The 14,605-nt window shown below is 63.1% G+C and carries 15 protein-coding genes and 1 pseudogene; 7 read left to right on the top strand and 9 right to left on the bottom strand.

Annotated features, from left to right (window positions below; translation table 11 throughout):
- Nucleotides 1-247 precede the first annotated feature (247 nt).
- The 3 genes from sucD to LGH82_RS00255 form a co-directional block, all read right to left on the bottom strand.
- Entirely contained in the window at nucleotides 248-1,147 is a 900-nt protein-coding gene (gene sucD, locus LGH82_RS00245) for a succinate--CoA ligase subunit alpha (protein ID WP_227346778.1), read from the bottom strand.
- A gap of 12 nt (nucleotides 1,148-1,159) precedes the next feature.
- The gene (locus LGH82_RS00250) at nucleotides 1,160-2,344 is read right to left on the bottom strand and encodes a malate--CoA ligase subunit beta (RefSeq protein ID WP_227346779.1); all 1,185 of its coding nucleotides are present in this window, start codon (nucleotides 2,342-2,344) and stop codon (nucleotides 1,160-1,162) included.
- Nucleotides 2,345-2,565: 221 nt separating this feature from the next.
- Complete coding sequence (locus tag LGH82_RS00255; RefSeq protein WP_227346780.1) at nucleotides 2,566-3,219, bottom strand: LuxR C-terminal-related transcriptional regulator; 654 nt, start codon at nucleotides 3,217-3,219, stop codon at nucleotides 2,566-2,568.
- A gap of 293 nt (nucleotides 3,220-3,512) precedes the next feature.
- On the opposite strand from LGH82_RS00255, the gene LGH82_RS00260 reads away from it, so the two are divergent.
- A complete protein-coding gene (locus tag LGH82_RS00260; protein ID WP_006203215.1) occupies nucleotides 3,513-3,899 on the top strand; it encodes a MerR family transcriptional regulator in 387 nt (128 codons plus the stop codon).
- A gap of 24 nt (nucleotides 3,900-3,923) precedes the next feature.
- On the opposite strand, the gene LGH82_RS00265 is transcribed toward LGH82_RS00260, so the two are convergent.
- Both LGH82_RS00265 and LGH82_RS00270 read right to left on the bottom strand, forming a co-directional pair.
- Nucleotides 3,924-4,400, bottom strand: a complete 477-nt coding sequence (locus LGH82_RS00265; RefSeq protein ID WP_227346781.1) for a methyltransferase family protein — start codon at nucleotides 4,398-4,400, stop codon at nucleotides 3,924-3,926.
- Nucleotides 4,397-5,391, bottom strand: a pseudogene (locus LGH82_RS00270) (heparan-alpha-glucosaminide N-acetyltransferase). Before LGH82_RS00270 ends, LGH82_RS00265 begins: the two are co-directional and overlap by 4 nt.
- Nucleotides 5,392-5,672: 281 nt before the next feature.
- Between LGH82_RS00270 and LGH82_RS00275 the strand changes: the two are divergent.
- Entirely contained in the window at nucleotides 5,673-6,872 is a 1,200-nt protein-coding gene (locus LGH82_RS00275; protein WP_227346782.1) for an MFS transporter, read from the top strand.
- A 3-nt stretch (nucleotides 6,873-6,875) separates the two neighbouring features.
- On the opposite strand, the gene LGH82_RS00280 is transcribed toward LGH82_RS00275, so the two are convergent.
- Nucleotides 6,876-8,057, bottom strand: coding sequence for an aromatic ring-hydroxylating oxygenase subunit alpha (locus LGH82_RS00280; RefSeq protein WP_227346783.1), 1,182 nt, complete (start codon nucleotides 8,055-8,057; stop codon nucleotides 6,876-6,878).
- 218 nt (nucleotides 8,058-8,275) lie between these two features.
- Between LGH82_RS00280 and cobU the strand changes: the two genes are divergently transcribed.
- Entirely contained in the window at nucleotides 8,276-8,803 is a 528-nt protein-coding gene (gene cobU, locus LGH82_RS00285) for a bifunctional adenosylcobinamide kinase/adenosylcobinamide-phosphate guanylyltransferase (protein ID WP_227346784.1), read from the top strand.
- Nucleotide 8,804: 1 nt separating this feature from the next.
- Nucleotides 8,805-9,431 (top strand): cob(I)yrinic acid a,c-diamide adenosyltransferase, encoded by a 627-nt coding sequence (gene cobO, locus LGH82_RS00290; RefSeq protein ID WP_227346785.1) that lies wholly within the window; start codon nucleotides 8,805-8,807, stop codon nucleotides 9,429-9,431.
- Between the two features lie 12 nt (nucleotides 9,432-9,443).
- On the opposite strand, the gene cbiB is transcribed toward cobO, so the two are convergent.
- Nucleotides 9,444-10,415, bottom strand: coding sequence for an adenosylcobinamide-phosphate synthase CbiB (gene cbiB, locus LGH82_RS00295; RefSeq protein WP_227346786.1), 972 nt, complete (start codon nucleotides 10,413-10,415; stop codon nucleotides 9,444-9,446).
- Between cbiB and cobD the strand changes: the two genes are divergently transcribed.
- Together cobD and LGH82_RS00305 are read left to right on the top strand one after the other, a co-directional pair.
- The gene (cobD, locus tag LGH82_RS00300) at nucleotides 10,414-11,469 is read left to right on the top strand and encodes a threonine-phosphate decarboxylase CobD (RefSeq protein WP_227346787.1); all 1,056 of its coding nucleotides are present in this window, start codon (nucleotides 10,414-10,416) and stop codon (nucleotides 11,467-11,469) included. The genes cbiB and cobD overlap by 2 nt on opposite strands.
- Nucleotides 11,466-11,975: a tyrosine phosphatase family protein gene (locus LGH82_RS00305; protein WP_227346788.1), complete on the top strand. Its 510-nt coding sequence runs from the start codon at nucleotides 11,466-11,468 to the stop codon at nucleotides 11,973-11,975. The genes cobD and LGH82_RS00305 overlap by 4 nt, the downstream gene beginning before the upstream one ends.
- Here the strand turns inward: LGH82_RS00305 and LGH82_RS00310 are convergent.
- Nucleotides 11,972-12,775 carry a creatininase family protein gene (locus tag LGH82_RS00310; RefSeq protein ID WP_227346789.1) on the bottom strand — a complete coding sequence of 268 codons (804 nt, stop codon included), beginning with the start codon at nucleotides 12,773-12,775 and terminating at the stop codon, nucleotides 11,972-11,974. The two genes, LGH82_RS00305 and LGH82_RS00310, sit on opposite strands and share 4 nt — an antisense overlap.
- A gap of 164 nt (nucleotides 12,776-12,939) precedes the next feature.
- Nucleotides 12,940-13,323, bottom strand: coding sequence for a RidA family protein (locus LGH82_RS00315; protein WP_227346790.1), 384 nt, complete (start codon nucleotides 13,321-13,323; stop codon nucleotides 12,940-12,942).
- 265 nt (nucleotides 13,324-13,588) lie between these two features.
- On the opposite strand from LGH82_RS00315, the gene LGH82_RS00320 reads away from it, so the two are divergent.
- Nucleotides 13,589-14,593: an ABC transporter substrate-binding protein gene (locus tag LGH82_RS00320; protein WP_227346791.1), complete on the top strand. Its 1,005-nt coding sequence runs from the start codon at nucleotides 13,589-13,591 to the stop codon at nucleotides 14,591-14,593.
- The last annotated feature ends 12 nt before the right edge of the window (nucleotides 14,594-14,605 follow it).

The raw sequence follows: 14,605 nt of genomic DNA on the forward strand, positions 1-14,605 counted from the left end.
GAGCCACGCCTGCGCCGTTCGCCCATCTCACTTACCGCTTGATCTCATCGAAGGAGATCGCTGAGGGCGGGTGAACTGAGCCGGCCGCCAGCGAAAGCCAACCATGACGCCAAGCGAAAAAGGGCGGCTCGGAAGAACCGCAGCTTCGGGACGTTTTAAACAAATCGCCACGCCGCGCGAAGTCCATTGCGCGATCAAGGGCGCGAGGCCGGTTCCTGTTCCCAGGCCAGCGCGCCTCAAGACGGAATCAAGCGGCCCTCTTTATCCGAGCCAAGGTGTTGGCCACGACCTCGCCAAAGGAGGCAGGCGTCGGCACGATGGTGACGCCGGCTTCCTTGAGGATCTCGACTTTTTCCTGCGCCGACTCGCCAAATGCCGAAATGATCGCGCCGGCATGGCCCATGCGCCGGCCTTTCGGAGCTGAAAGCCCGGCAATATAGGCGATCAGCGGCTTGCGCATGTTGTCGCGTGCCCAGATCGCGGCTTCGGCTTCCTGTGGTCCGCCGATCTCGCCGATCATCACCACGGCGTCGGTGGCGTCGTCCTGCTCGAACAGTTTCAGAATGTCCTTGAAGGACGAACCGTTGATCGGATCGCCGCCAATGCCGACGCTGGTCGATATGCCGATGCCGAGCGCCTTCATCTGCGAGGCGGCCTCGTAGCCCAGCGTACCAGAGCGCCCGACGATGCCGACCCGGCCGGGAAGATAGATGCTGCCCGGCATGATGCCCATCAGCGCCTGTCCGGGTGTGATAATGCCCGCACAGTTCGGTCCGATCAGCTTCATGCGGTCCTCGAAGCGATAGCGCCGCATGTAGCGCTTCACCTGCATCATGTCCTGCGAGGGAATGCCGTCGGTGATGCAGACACAGAACTTGATGCCGGCATCGGCCGCTTCCATGATCGAGTCGGCGGCGAAGGGCGGCGGAACGAACACGATGCTGGCCTCGGCACGGGTCTCGCGCACCGCCCCCTTCACCGTGTTGAAGATGGGCAGGCCGAGATGCGTCTGCCCACCCTTGCCGGGCGTCACGCCGCCGACGAGCTTGGTGCCATAGCGTTTCATGTCCTCGGCATGGAAGCTGCCGATCTTGCCGGTGAAGCCCTGAACGAGGACGCGGGTGTTGCGATTGAGCAGAATTGCCATATTTTCCTCCCGTCAGGCTGCGTTTTTCTTGGTGACTGCTTGCCAGGCGGCAACCGCCTTTTCGGCGGCCTCGGCCAGCGTGTCGGCGACGATCACATCCTCGCCGGATTCGGCCAGGATGCGCTTGCCCTCATCGACATTGGTGCCGGCCAACCGCACAACGAGCGGAACGTTGACGCCGACTTCGCGGATCGCCTTGATGACGCCCTCGGCGACCCAGTCGCAGCGGTTGATGCCGGCGAAGATGTTGACCAGGATCGTCTCGACATTCTTGTCGCCGAGAACCGCTCGGAATGATTTGGCGACGCGCTCGGGCGAGGCGCCGCCGCCGATGTCGAGGAAGTTCGCCGGCTCGCCGCCGGCGATCTTGATCATGTCCATCGTCGCCATCGCCAACCCGGCGCCATTGATGATGCAGCCGATATTGCCGTCGAGCCCGACATAGGACAGGCCACGGTCGCTGGCGAAGGTTTCGCGCGGATCTTCCTGGCTCTTGTCGCGCAGCTCGGAGATTTCCGGGCGACGGAACAACGCGTTCTCGTCGAACGACATCTTGGCGTCGAGCGCCATCAGATTGCCGTCGCGGGTTACCACCAGCGGATTGATCTCGAGCATCGAGGCATCGTAGTCGCGAAACACCCGGTAGCAGCCGAGCAGCGTCTCGGTCGCCTTGCCAATCAGGTTGTTCTCGAGACCCAGGCCGAAGGCGATCTCGCGCGCCTGGAACCGCTGCATGCCGACGCCGGGATCGACCGTGGTCCGGATAATGGAATCCGGAGCGTCTTCGACGATGTCCTCGATCTCCATGCCGCCGGCGGCGGACGCGACGATCATGACGCGCTCTTCCTTGCGGTCGAGGACGAAGCCGATATACAGCTCCTGTGCGATGTCGACGGCTTCCTCGAGATAGAGCCTGGATACCAGCTTGCCGCGCGGACCGGTCTGCTGGGTTACCAGCTTGCGCCCCAGCATGGCCTCGGCGGCGTTGGAGATTTCCTCGTCATTCACGCACAGGCGGATACCGCCAGCCTTGCCACGCGCGCCAGAGTGCACCTGCGCCTTGACGACCCATTTGCCGCCGCCGATCTCGCGGGCGCGGTAGGTCGCCTGCTCGGGGCTGTAGGCAAGGCCGCCACGCGGGACATGGACCCCGTGACGGGCCAGCAGTTCCTTGGCCTGATATTCGTGGATATCCATTCTTGTCCTCCCGGTATCGTCGGTGCGCGGCAGCGCGCGTCTAACCTACGCGTCCGATTGCCCCGTTGACCACCAGCACGTTGCGCCATGCGCTCCGACGCCGCGTCGGTCATCTTGCCGTGAAACGTGGAGCAAGTCTCGTTTCGATGATAGCTCGCAACAACACCTTCGCGGGTAAGATATCGTTGCGTGCGGGTAGGTTTGGCCTACCCGCACGCACCCTAGGATCCCCAACGCTTCTCACTTGAATAGAGTGCGACCGCCATTGCCCGATTGCGGACGGCAAGCTTGTCGTAGAGATTCTTGAGATGATATTTCACGGTATTCTCGGAGATACCGGTGCGTGTCGCGATCTGCAGGTTGGTCCAGCCGTCGGCAAGCACCGCCAGAAGTTCCCGCTCGCGCACCGTGAGCCGCGACAGCGGCGTGTCGTTGATCTTGTTGATGTCGATATAAGGGATGCAGATACGGCCGCGCGCGACCGCGAGTATCGTCTCGAAGATGATCTGGGGCTCGTCGAACTGGAAACAGTAGCCATGAGCCCCGAGGCGCACGCACTGCTTCAGGATTCCGATATCGTGTTCGTTCGAAAAGACAGTAACGCGCACGTCGAGCTTGCGGTTCTGGATTTCCGCCAGAAGGTCGGCGCCGTCCATGTCGACGAGTTTCCAGCCGATGACGGCCACATCGAATTGCGACGCCGTCGCGAGTTCCAGGAAATGCTTGCCGCTTCGCACCGAGCCAAAAAACGCGAAACGCCCGTCGCATTCCAGCATTTCACGCAGGGCCGACAATACCAGCGGATTGCGCTCGGCGACGAGAACGCTAACGCGCTGTCCGGTTGCCTCGTTTGCTCTCTCCGACTGGATGTTCAACGATTCCCGGTTGTTCTGGACCGATTTGCGGGCATGGGTCGATCCGGTTGTTTCTGTTCATCTCACGTTACGCAATTTTGTCCTAACCGCGAATGGGTGCTCTTTCCTCAGCGACATGCGTTGTCGCGTCGCTTCAACCAGGCACTCAACCTCACAATTGACTTTTACGTAAATGCCGTGCGAGGCTCTGCATGTTGGGGCAACATGCCGATTCCGGCTGGGAACTGGGTTGGCATGGGACGGACGGGCCGGTAATCGGCGAGGGGTGTCCGGTCCCGGCATGTGGAGTGACAATGCGGGAATACTATTCGATCACGGAGCTGACTCGCGAATTCGATGTTTCGACGCGGACGTTGCGCTTCTACGAGGATGAGGGGCTGGTGCAACCGGTGCGGCGTGGCCGCACCCGCCTGTTCCGTCCGTCGGACCGGCATCTCATCCGCCAGATCATGCGCGGAAAGAGGCTCGGCTTCTCGATCAACGAAATCCGCGAAATCATCCAGATGTACAAGGAGCCGCCCGGCGAAGTCGGGCAACTCAAGCTCATGATCAAGCGCATCGAGGAAAAGCGCGAGGATCTCCGGCAGAAGCGCAGGGATCTCGAGGAGACGCTGGCCGAACTCGACCAGGCCGAGGAATCATGCGTTGAGCGGCTCGTGGAGCTTGGCGTCAACACGTAAAACGTCTTCGCGGCGAAGGGCGGCTCAAATCCAGCGCCGCACCTTCTTCGCATAATCCCGGTATTTCTTGCCGAACTTCGCCGCAAGGATTTTCTCCTCGCCCTCGATCGCGACCTTTTGGGTGACGAAGGCGGCGATGAACGCCAGCGGCAGGAACCACGCTATCCCCGAGACAAAGGCCACGCCGATCAACAGCAGCGTATTGGCCAGGTACATTGGATTGCGGGTAATGCCGAACGGGCCGCTCGTTACCAGATGGTCGGGTACGGCATTGGGATTAAGCGTGGTCTTGGCCCGCATCATGATGCGGATCGCCGTGAACCAGAGTGCGGCGACGGCAAGCAGCGCCACCCAGCCGGCCGCGAACAGGATGTCGCCCAGGAGGTCGTCGATCCATGGTAGCGGATAGAGAAGCCCGAGCGCGACGCTGATGGCGATGGCGGCGATGTAGATCAGCGGTGGCCACGGAATTATTCCCGGCTTTGCCTGGCTGTCGGTCATTGCGCCCCTCCATCCATCATCTTGTCGTCGGTCTTGGCGGTGCAGGTATCGGCAAGGTCACCCAGATGTGCCTTCCACTCGGCGGTCTGGTCATTGTTGTAGAGCCGGTCGAGCGTGGTTTCTCCAGCGCATCAAGCATGCAACCACAATAGGCTGTACAGAACACCTTGTCGCGCTGCTGCTCGCACGAGACCTGGCAAGCTTTCAGGAAATTGACCTGCTTGGTTTCGACCGGCGCCGGCATCACCTGAGCAAACAGCCAGACGCAGGAGATAAGCAAGGGCTGGTGGATCAGGTAGAAGGCGAGGCTGTGGCGACCGATGAAGACCAGCGGGTTTGCCCAGCGCCCGGGCGTGATGCTGGCCAGACGCGTCAGGATACCAGAGGCAGTGGCAAGCTTCGTCATGCCGATGCCCACAAGCACGGCGCCGAACCACGGAAACAGAGGAACGTAGTCGTTGGAGCGCGGATTGTTCGCCGACAGACCGACCCACCACAGGGCGGGATGGTCGAAAATCTCGGAACGCAGGTAAAAAGGCGCGGCGATGACGAGCGCCGCCACAAGCAGCGTCAGCAGTGCCGGCAGACGCAGGAACAGCAGCCCGAGCACGCTCGCCAGCGCGATCTCATGCAGGATGCCGAAGAAGATGAAGCCGTCCGGCGTGGCGATCCGGGTGACGATCGATATGGCGAGTGCTGCCACGGCAACCATGGCGAAGCGCTTCCAGAAGCCGTTCCAGCGGATCCTCTTGCCATGGGCCAGGAACAGGCTGACGCCGACCAGGAACAGGAAGGTCGAAGCGATGCAGCGCGCATAGATCTTCCACCAGCCAAAGGCGGTCAGGCCGGGATCCGTATAGCCGAAGAATTCGAGATCCCAGGTGAAATGGTAGCTCGCCATGGCCAGCAGGGCGATGCCACGGAGCACGTCGATGCCGATAATGCGGCCTGGCTTGTCTTTAACGGGTGCGGTCGGCGTATGGATGCTCATGGTCTCGCGATCTGAATCAGCCCTGCAAGACGACTATCACGGTTGCCCCGGACAAAAGAAGCTGGCCACTCGGCTTCGACCTCGATTGTCCGGCGACGGGGACATCCTGCCTCCTGCAGTCTGTGGAATATTGGATCGGCACCGCATCAGGATCCGCTTTAGGCCAGCACTGGAAAGCCTTTGGCCGGCTTCGCTTTTGCGGTGAATGCGTCGGTTTCCTGTTACTCGCCCGGGAACGCTCCCTGCAGATTTGGGTTTGCGATTCTGCTTCGGGGGAAGCGATGTCCATCCATGTGCGTCATCCGATCTGGCTTCCGGCCCTCAAGGCCGCGGATGCGCGCACCTTTGCCTCGCTCTACGCGGTCGAATCCTTCGCCCGCGCCATCGTGTCGAGCGTCATCCCGATCCAGGCCTACGAGATCCTGCACAACGAGCAGATCGTCTCGATCCTCTACACCATCGTGGCAATGCTCGGCCTGTCGGTGACGCTGTTCATGCCGATGTTGATCCGGCGCTTTGCCCGGCGCTGGGTCTACACCGCCGGCGCTTGCTTGCTCGCCATCGGCTCACTGTTCTTCGTCACGCACACGCTGGCCGGGCAATTGGCCGGAATGCTGTGCCGCGTCATGGGCGCCAGCGCGCTGGGCATCACGCTCAACCTCTACATCATGGATCACATCCGCAAGACCGATTTCATGCAGGCTGAATCGCTGCGCATGGCGTGGTCGATGGTGGCGTGGACCGGCGGGCCGACGCTCGGCATCTTCCTCTACACGCGTTTCGGCATCTATGCGGCGCATGGCGCGGTCGCCGTCTTCGCCATGATCCTGTTGGCGCTGTTCTGGTTCTACCGGCTGAGTGACAACCCGTTGATCCGCCCTGGCAAGACGCGTCCAGCCAATCCGCTCGCCAATATCGGCCGCTTCATCGCCCAGCCAAGGCTGCGGCTGGCCTGGCTCATCGCCTTCGGCCGCTCCTGCTTCTGGACCACATTCTTCGTTTATGGGCCACTGTTCATGGTGATCACGGGGCAGGGCGACATGGCCGGTGGCCTGCTGGTTTCCGCCGGCAATGCGCTTCTGTTCATGGCGATCTTCTGGGGCAAGGCCGGAAAACGCTTCGGTGGCCGCCGCACCATGACATTTGCCTATTTCGCCATGTCGGCAACACTTCTGGCGGCCGGCGCCGTTGGCGAGACCGTGCCGCTGCTCACCGGCGCCTTCCTGCTTTGCGGCGCCTTCTTCACCATCGCGCTCGATGCGCTGGGCTCGACCGCCTTCATGCGCTCGGTGCGCTCCTACGAACGGGCGCAGATGGCTGCCGTCTATCGCACCTATCTCGACTTTTCCGAGCTGACGCCGCCGCTGGTCTATTCCGTGGTGCTGGCGTTTTTCGGCCTGGGGGCGGTCTTCGCCACGCTCGGCATCCTGGCGGCGATCTGCGGCTTCGTAACGTGGCGGTACCTGCCGAAGTCTCTCTGATCCTCAGGGGCTGGGCGGAACCGCTGCGTGGCGCTCGCGTATCCAGTTGTGGAAGCGGTGCAGCTCATATTCCTCGGGCATCAGAACGCCGACCTGGTGGCGCATCGAGCGCAGTCCCCTCTGATTGACCTCGCAGATCGCCGCGTCTTCCTCCAGCACCTGCCTGCCGAAGGCGACGATGTTGTCGATGTCGGCTGGGGGCGCCTTCAAGGCCTCCGGCGGAAACAGCCATTCTGCGGTGAGTTCCGTCTGCTCGGGCCCGAGCGGCACCAGCCGCACCGTCCTGACATAGTCGACATGGCCGACGACGAACATGGACGGCAGATTGGTGGCATAGGTCTGTCCGGCGGCGCGTTCGGCCGGCGTCAGGCCGGCAAAGACCGGCCCATGCGCGCGCCCGTCGCTCGACCATGTTTCGGCTCCGCTTCTCAGGCCACCAGAAAATTCCGGCGCGTCATTGTCGGCATGGCGGGCCCATTCGGGATCGTCGTGCCGACCCATCAGGCCACGGCCGTAGATCGGCACCAGCCGCGACAGGTCCTTGTGGACGCCCGGACAGTGCAGGCACTCGTTGAAGTTTTCCCAAAAAATCTTCCAGTTGCAGTTCATCACCTTGCGCAGCACGTGGCCGGTGACCAGCGTTTCAAGCGGCCAATTGCCGAGATTGCCGGACGCGGGGTCGAAGGATGTTTCAGCCGAGTCTTCGGCGTCTTCCAGAAGGTTGACGAAAACAAAGCCGCGCCACACGGAGAGCGCTACCCGGTAGAGCGCATGGTCGGCCTTGTCGAAACCTTCGGGCAGCGATTTCGACGGCACGCGCACGAGATCGCCGCGCAGCGAATAGGACCAGGCATGGTAGGGGCAGGTAAGGAGCCGCGCCTTCAGCCGGCCCTCGCTTTCCTGGCAAAGCTGCGAGCCGCGATGCCGGCAGGTGTTGTGGAAGGCGCGGAGAACGCCTGTCTCGTCGCGCAGCACCACGATTTCCTGCGTGCCGACCCGAAACGTCCTGAAGGCCCGTGGTTCTGCCAAGTCCGCCTCCCGGCAGACGAGAAGCCAGCTTCGATACCAGATGGCGTCGAGGTCGCGCTGATAGGCTCCCATGTCCCAATAGGCCGATGACGGCAGCGTCGCTTCAGCCCGGGTCAGTCCGTTGTAGGTGGCTCGCTCGTTGGGATCGGGCTGCATGACTGGCTCCCTCTGTTGGCTGAACGTTCAGCCAATACCCACTCGTGAGAATTGTCAATTGGCGCACCGGCTTGCCGACCGTCCAAGGCGGTGGATTCGCGTTGGTTGCCGGCGATTCCGGCAGGAGCGGCAAGAACCGGCTTGCAACCCCGCTGGTTGGAGGCAATAGGAACAGGGATGAAAACTGCTTCAGTCCTCCTTGGCGCTTGATCCGACCGATGGCCGATCCCGTTGCACATAAGGGCACGCTGACCTTTCTCATCGGCGGTTCGCGCTCTGGCAAGAGCGGGCATGCCGAGACGCTGGTGACGGCTCATCCGGCACCATGGTCCTACATCGCCACCGCGCAAGCCTATGACGACGAGATGCGCGAACGCATCGCCTTGCACCGCTCGCGCCGGGGCGAGGGCTGGATGACCATCGACGCGCCGCTCGACCTTGCCGGCGCGATCGAGGCGCTGCCGGATGGGCAGCCTGTGTTGGTCGACTGCCTGACTTTGTGGCTGACCAACCACATGCTGGCCGAGCACGACGTCGAGGCCGAATGCAGGCGATTGGCGGACGTGCTGTCGCGGCCGCGTGGGCCGTGGTTCGTGGTTTCCAACGAGGTTGGCCAGGGCATCGTGCCCGACAATGCGCTGGCTCGTCGGTTCCGTGACGCTGCCGGCCGGCTCAACCAGCAGGTTGCGGCGGTGGCCGAAACAGTGTTGCTGATGGTGGCGGGGCTACCGCTGAAGGTGAAGTGAGATGACCGAAATCGACAGGACCATCGACGACAGGGATGAAGAGCGCCACCGCGCCAAGATGGCCAAGCGCAAGGCGGTGCAGGACGCCGAGGTGGCGGCCAAGACGGTCGAGAAGGGGCTGCTGATCGTCAACACCGGTCCGGGCAAAGGCAAGACCACCGCCGCCTTCGGGCTGGCCTTGCGGATGCTCGGCTATGGCAAGCGCGTCGGCGTCGTCCAGTTCATCAAGGGCAAATGGCACACAGGCGAGAAGGATGCGTTTGCAGCATTCGGCGACCGCGTCGTCTGGCATACGATGGGCGAGGGTTTCACCTGGGAAACGCAGGATCTGAAGCGCGACATCGCCGCCGCTGAAGCCGCGTGGGCCAAGGTGCTCGAACTGATGGCCGATCCGTCGATCAGCCTTCTGGTACTCGACGAACTGAACATCGCTTTGCGCTACGACTATCTCGATCTCGAAAAAGTGGTCGAGGCGCTAAAGGCGCGGCGCGAAGGGCTGCACGTCGTCGTCACCGGCCGCAACGCCAAGCCGGGGCTCGTCGAGGCGGCCGACCTCGTCACCGAAATGGGCGTGACCAAGCATCATTTTTCGGCGGGCGTGAAAGCGCAGCAGGGGATCGAGTTCTGAACGGCGATCTCGTCACGCAACGATGACGACGACCGCGACCAGACCGAACAGGCCGATCAGTAGGTAATCGGCGACCCGATAGAGTTTCAGCGCGCGCCTGATGTCGAGGCTGTCGACTTCGCGGCGGCCGCCTTCGCCCATGAACACGTCGTCGACCATGACGCCGCCATAGCTGCGCGGGCCGGCAAGCGCGAGCCCGAGCGCTCCGGCCATCGCCGCCTCGGGCCAGCCGGCATTGGGCGAGCGATGCTTCCTGGCGTCACGCCAGACGGCGCGCCAGGCGTTGCCCGCATCCGCATCCCTGACGAGGAACGCCGCCAGCACGATAAGCAATGCTGTCAGCCGCGACGCCGGCAGATTGATCAGGTCGTCGAAACGCGCGGCGGCCCAGCCGAAGGCCTCGTGACGTGGCGTGCGGTGGCCGATCATCGAATCGGCGGTGTTGGCGGCTTTGTAGGCGACGCCGCCGGGCAGGCCGCCGACACCGATCCAGAAGGCCGGGGCGACGATGCCGTCGGAAAAATTCTCGGCCAGGCTTTCGATGGCCGCGCGGCCGACGCCTGCCGTGTCCAGTCTTTCCGGATCGCGGCCGACAATCTGCGAGACGGCGATGCGTCCCATCGCCAGGCCGCCGGTTTCGAGCGCGTAGGCCACGGCTTCGACGTGTTCGTAGAGGCTCTTCTGCGACAGCAGCGCGGTTGCCAGGATCGCCGTGACCACCAACCCGGTGGGAAGCATCCGCCAGAGCGCGATTTCGATGCCAAGCGCGATCACGGCCGGCACGAGGACGATGATCATCAGGGCAACAACGCCTCGCCGGCGACGCTGCACGTCGGAATCAGTGGCGCGGTTGAGCCTGCGGTCGAGAAAGGATATCAGCCTGCCAAACCACGTCACCGGATGGCCGATGGCGCGGAAGAGCCAGCCCGGATAGCCCAGTGCGAGTTCGACGGCCAAGGACAGGAAAGCGATCAGGACTGACATGAAGCTTCTTGATGGAGCGATTGCAACGGTGGATCACGGCGGCAGTCTTGGCCGGGCGAGGGCGCTCTTTCCCGACGCACCGCAGCCTTTCGTCGATCTTTCGACCGGGATCAATCCGCTCTCCTATCCGCTTTTCGACCTGCCCGCCACCGCCCTGTGGCGTCTGCCGGAAAAGGCGCGCGCGCACGAACTGGCCGAAGTCGCCGCCAGCGCCTATGGCGCGCCGTCCCCCGCGCATGTCGCGGCGGGGCCGGGGACGCAGATTCTCTTGCCGCGCGTTGCCTCCCTGGTCAGGCCCGGCAAGGCGCTGGTGCTGGGGCCGACTTATGCGGAGCATGCGCGGGCTGCGGCGATTGCGGGCCATGCCGTGACGGAGGTCGAGGATTTCGAGGCCCTGGCTGAGGCCGACCTTGCTGTCATCGTCAACCCCAACAATCCGGACGGGCGCATCGTCCCGCGCGAGAAGTTGCTGGAGCTTGCCGCAGGATTGCGCGCCAAGGGCGGGTTGCTGGTGGTCGACGAGGCGTTCATGGATGTCGGCCCGCGTACTGAGAGCCTTGCGGGGGATGTCGGGCAGGGCGGCATTGTCGTGCTGCGCTCGTTCGGCAAGTTCTTCGGCCTGGCCGGCTTGCGGCTGGGTTTCGCGCTTTCCGATGTGCTGACTGTCAAACGGCTGGAGACACAGCTTGGCCCCTGGGCGGTTGCCGGGCCGGCGCTGGAATATGGCATGAAGGCGCTCGCCAATATCGCCTGGCAGGACGAGATGCGCTCGTCGCTGGCCGCTGCCGCTGCCCGGCTCGACGGGTTGTTTGGCCGCTTCGGCGTTCCCGTCGCCGGCGGCACCACCTTGTTTCGCTATCTTCGCCTGGTCGATGCCGCCGGACTGTTTTCGGCACTTGGCGAGCGCGGCATCCTGCTTCGCCATTTTGCCGACCGGCCACATGTGCTGCGCGCTGGCTTGCCGGGATGTCAGGAGGAATGGTTGCGGCTCGAATCCGCTCTTGCCGACTGGGCGCGGCGGCGCGACGATCAGCCAAGGGAAAAGATACTATGATCCATGTCTGTTCGTTGGCGAAGGTCGAGGAGACGGTGGCAAGGACCGGCGCCGGGCGGCTGCTTTCGCTGTTGTCCGCTGGCACGGAGGTGACGCGTCCGGCATCGATCGCCAGGGAAAATCATCTCCACCTTGTCATGCATGACATCGCGGTGGCGCAGGACGGCATGACCATGCCGGGCGAGGAGCACGTGCTCGACATACTCGACTTTGGCCGCCAGTGGGATCGTGCACGACCGCTGGTTATACATTGCTATGCGGGAATCAGCCGCTCGACCGCTTCGGCCTATATCATCGCGGCCGCGCTGGCGCCGAAGCGTGACGAGGCGGAACTGGCACGGACCCTGCGGGCGTTGTCGCCGTCGGCGACACCCAATCCGCGCCTGATCGCGGTGGCCGACGCGCTGCTCGATCGCAACGGCCGCATGGTCGAGGCCATCCAGGCGATCGGCCGTGGCGCGGATGCTTTCGAAGGCACGCCTTTCGAACTGAAGATCGAGGGTTAGCTCAGCCAGTCGGCAAGCTTTGCCTTGCGCACGTCCTTCACCAGGCTGATGAAGCCGTCGGCCTGGTGCTCGGCTGTCAGCCGGCCTTTTTCTGCCGTGGCGATGCCGGCATCGCCGACTACGCCGTTCGGGTTGAGATCCCCAGCGATCCACGCGAAAGCGTGCGTTCCGGTGTGGCGCAGCAGCGAGAATTCCTTTTCGGCCTTGGCGACATTGGAGACGAAATTGTCGGCTTTGCCCATATCGACGAGGTCCGGCCGGAAATGCAGCATCAGCGACGTCTCGACATCGCCGCCGTGGATGCCGTGACGGTCCTCGAGTTCGGTGTACATGCCAGCCGGCCGGCCGAAGCGCTGCCAGCTCGTCTTCACCGCCAGCATCTTGGCACGCACGCGCAACTCGCGCGTGATGATGCCCATGATCTCCTCATTGCCGCCATGCGAGTTGACAACGATCAATTTGCGCAGGCCGGCGCGCGCGATCGACAGGCCAAGCTCAGTCCAGGCGTCGACCAATGTCGTCGCCGGCAAGGTGAGGGTGCCCGGTGCGTGAAGGTGCTCATTGGACTTGCCGATCGCCTGGACCGGCAGGATGCGGATGTCGAGATCATCGGGCAGGCGGTCGATAACCGCGTCGAGCATGCCGTTCATGATCGATGTGTCGGTAGAGACGGGCAGATGCGGTCCGTGCTGCTCGATCGCCGCCACGGGCAGAACGGCGATCGTCGCCTCCGGATCAATCGAGGCATATTCGGTTGTCCGGTAGTCGCCCCACCACACGCGTCTTTTTGTTTGGGTCATTTCGGGCCTCGACGGAACTGATCTTATGTTTGCGCTGCCCGGCACCTTCTCCCCGTGAAGAACGGGGAGAAGGTGCCGGCAGGCGGATGAGGGGCGGCGCAGACTTTGGTGTGGTGTAGCTTCAGATTGCCAGCCTGTCGATTCGAGGCTTCGGCCTGCGCATCTCACCCAGCCGCGATGGCCTCGACCTCTACCTTGAATTCCGGCCGGGCAAAACCGGAGACGATCATCAGCGTCGAGGCGGGAGCGGGACTGGCGAACAGCCTGTCGCGGACGTCCATATAAGGCCGCAGATGCGCGCGGTCGGTGACATAGGCGTTGATGCGCACGATATCGGAAAGCCCGAGACCCGCCTCGCCGAGAACCGCGGCGATGTTTTGAAAGCAAAGCTCGGCCTGGGCGCCTGCGTCCTCGGGAGTCTGGTCGTCCGCCGTGATGGCGACCTGGCCCGAACATAGCACCAGCCGCTTGCCGGCGGGCACCTCGACGCCGTGGCTGTAGCGGGCGAAGGGCGGCTTGATCGACTTCGGCGTGAGAAATTTGAACATGGCAATCTCCGTTCCGCCGGCAACCTAAGGCGGTAGTGGTGGTATCTTCAAGATGGCGGTTCATGTCGTCGGCGCGATTGTGGACAGCAGTTCAAAAAATAGGCACGATGCCTTTCGTACAGCATGACCCGCCCGCCCTTGACGCGCGAGTGCGACGCAAGCGGGCGGTCCCGGCACGAGGGGCCGGTGGCATGTGTCTTGCTTCTTGAACCAATGGTGTCGAGCCCGGCGCGGAGCGTGCCGGAGCAAACAGAGGGTGGTGTCGATGTACGGAAGACGGAAGATTTCGGCGGGCGCGATCGCGCTGCTTGCGGCCGGCACGGTGGGCGCGGCCGCCAATGAGAAAGTCACCTTTGGCACCAACTGGTTGGCCGAGCCAGAGCATGGAGGATATTACCAGGCCATCGCCGATGGCACCTACGCCGCCTGCGGCCTCGACGTCACCATCATGCAGGGTGGGCCGCAGGTCAGCGGCAGGCCGATGCTACTTGCCGGCAAGATCGACTTCTACATGGGAGGCAATCTGCTTTCGGCTTTCGACGCCGTGCAACAGGGCATTCCGATGCGCGTGGTGGCCGCTGATTTCCAGAAGGACCCGCAGGTGATCATGTCGCAGCCCGGCCAGGGGCTGGACACATGGGACGACCTGAAGAAGGCCGACCAGTACATACTGGGCGACGAGGGCGCGCAGACATTCTTCCAGTGGATGATCACCGATCTCGGCTTCGACGCCACCAAGCGCGTGCCCTACACTTTCAATCCGGCGCCGTTCATCGCCAACAAGAAGTCGATCCAGCAGGGCTACGTCACCTCCGAGCCGTTCGCGGTCAAGAAGGCGGGCGGTTTCATGCCCGACCAGTTCCTGCTCGCCGACTATGGCTGGGACACATACGCGACGACGGTCGAGGTCATGCAGGATACGATCGACAAGCGCCCCGAGGTTGTCCAGTGCTTCGTCGATGGCTCGGCCAAGGGCTGGTACAAATATCTCTATGGCGACAACAAGGCCGCCAATGACATGATCAAGAAGGACAATCCGGACATGACGGATGAGCAGATCGCCTTCTCGATCGAACAGCTGAAGAAGTTCGGCATCGTCGATTCAGGCGACAGCGAGAAGCTGGGCATCGGCGCGATGACGGATGCGCGCATCCAGAGTTTTTACGACAAGATGGTCAAGGCCAAGGTCACGCCCGCGGGCATCGATATCAAGAAGGCCTACACGCTGGCCTTCATCAACAAGGGCGTCGGGCTCGACCTGAAGAAATAGGCCGGTTCGCGC

The sequence above is a fragment of the Mesorhizobium sp. PAMC28654 genome (assembly GCF_020616515.1).
Classification (GTDB): domain Bacteria; phylum Pseudomonadota; class Alphaproteobacteria; order Rhizobiales; family Rhizobiaceae; genus Mesorhizobium.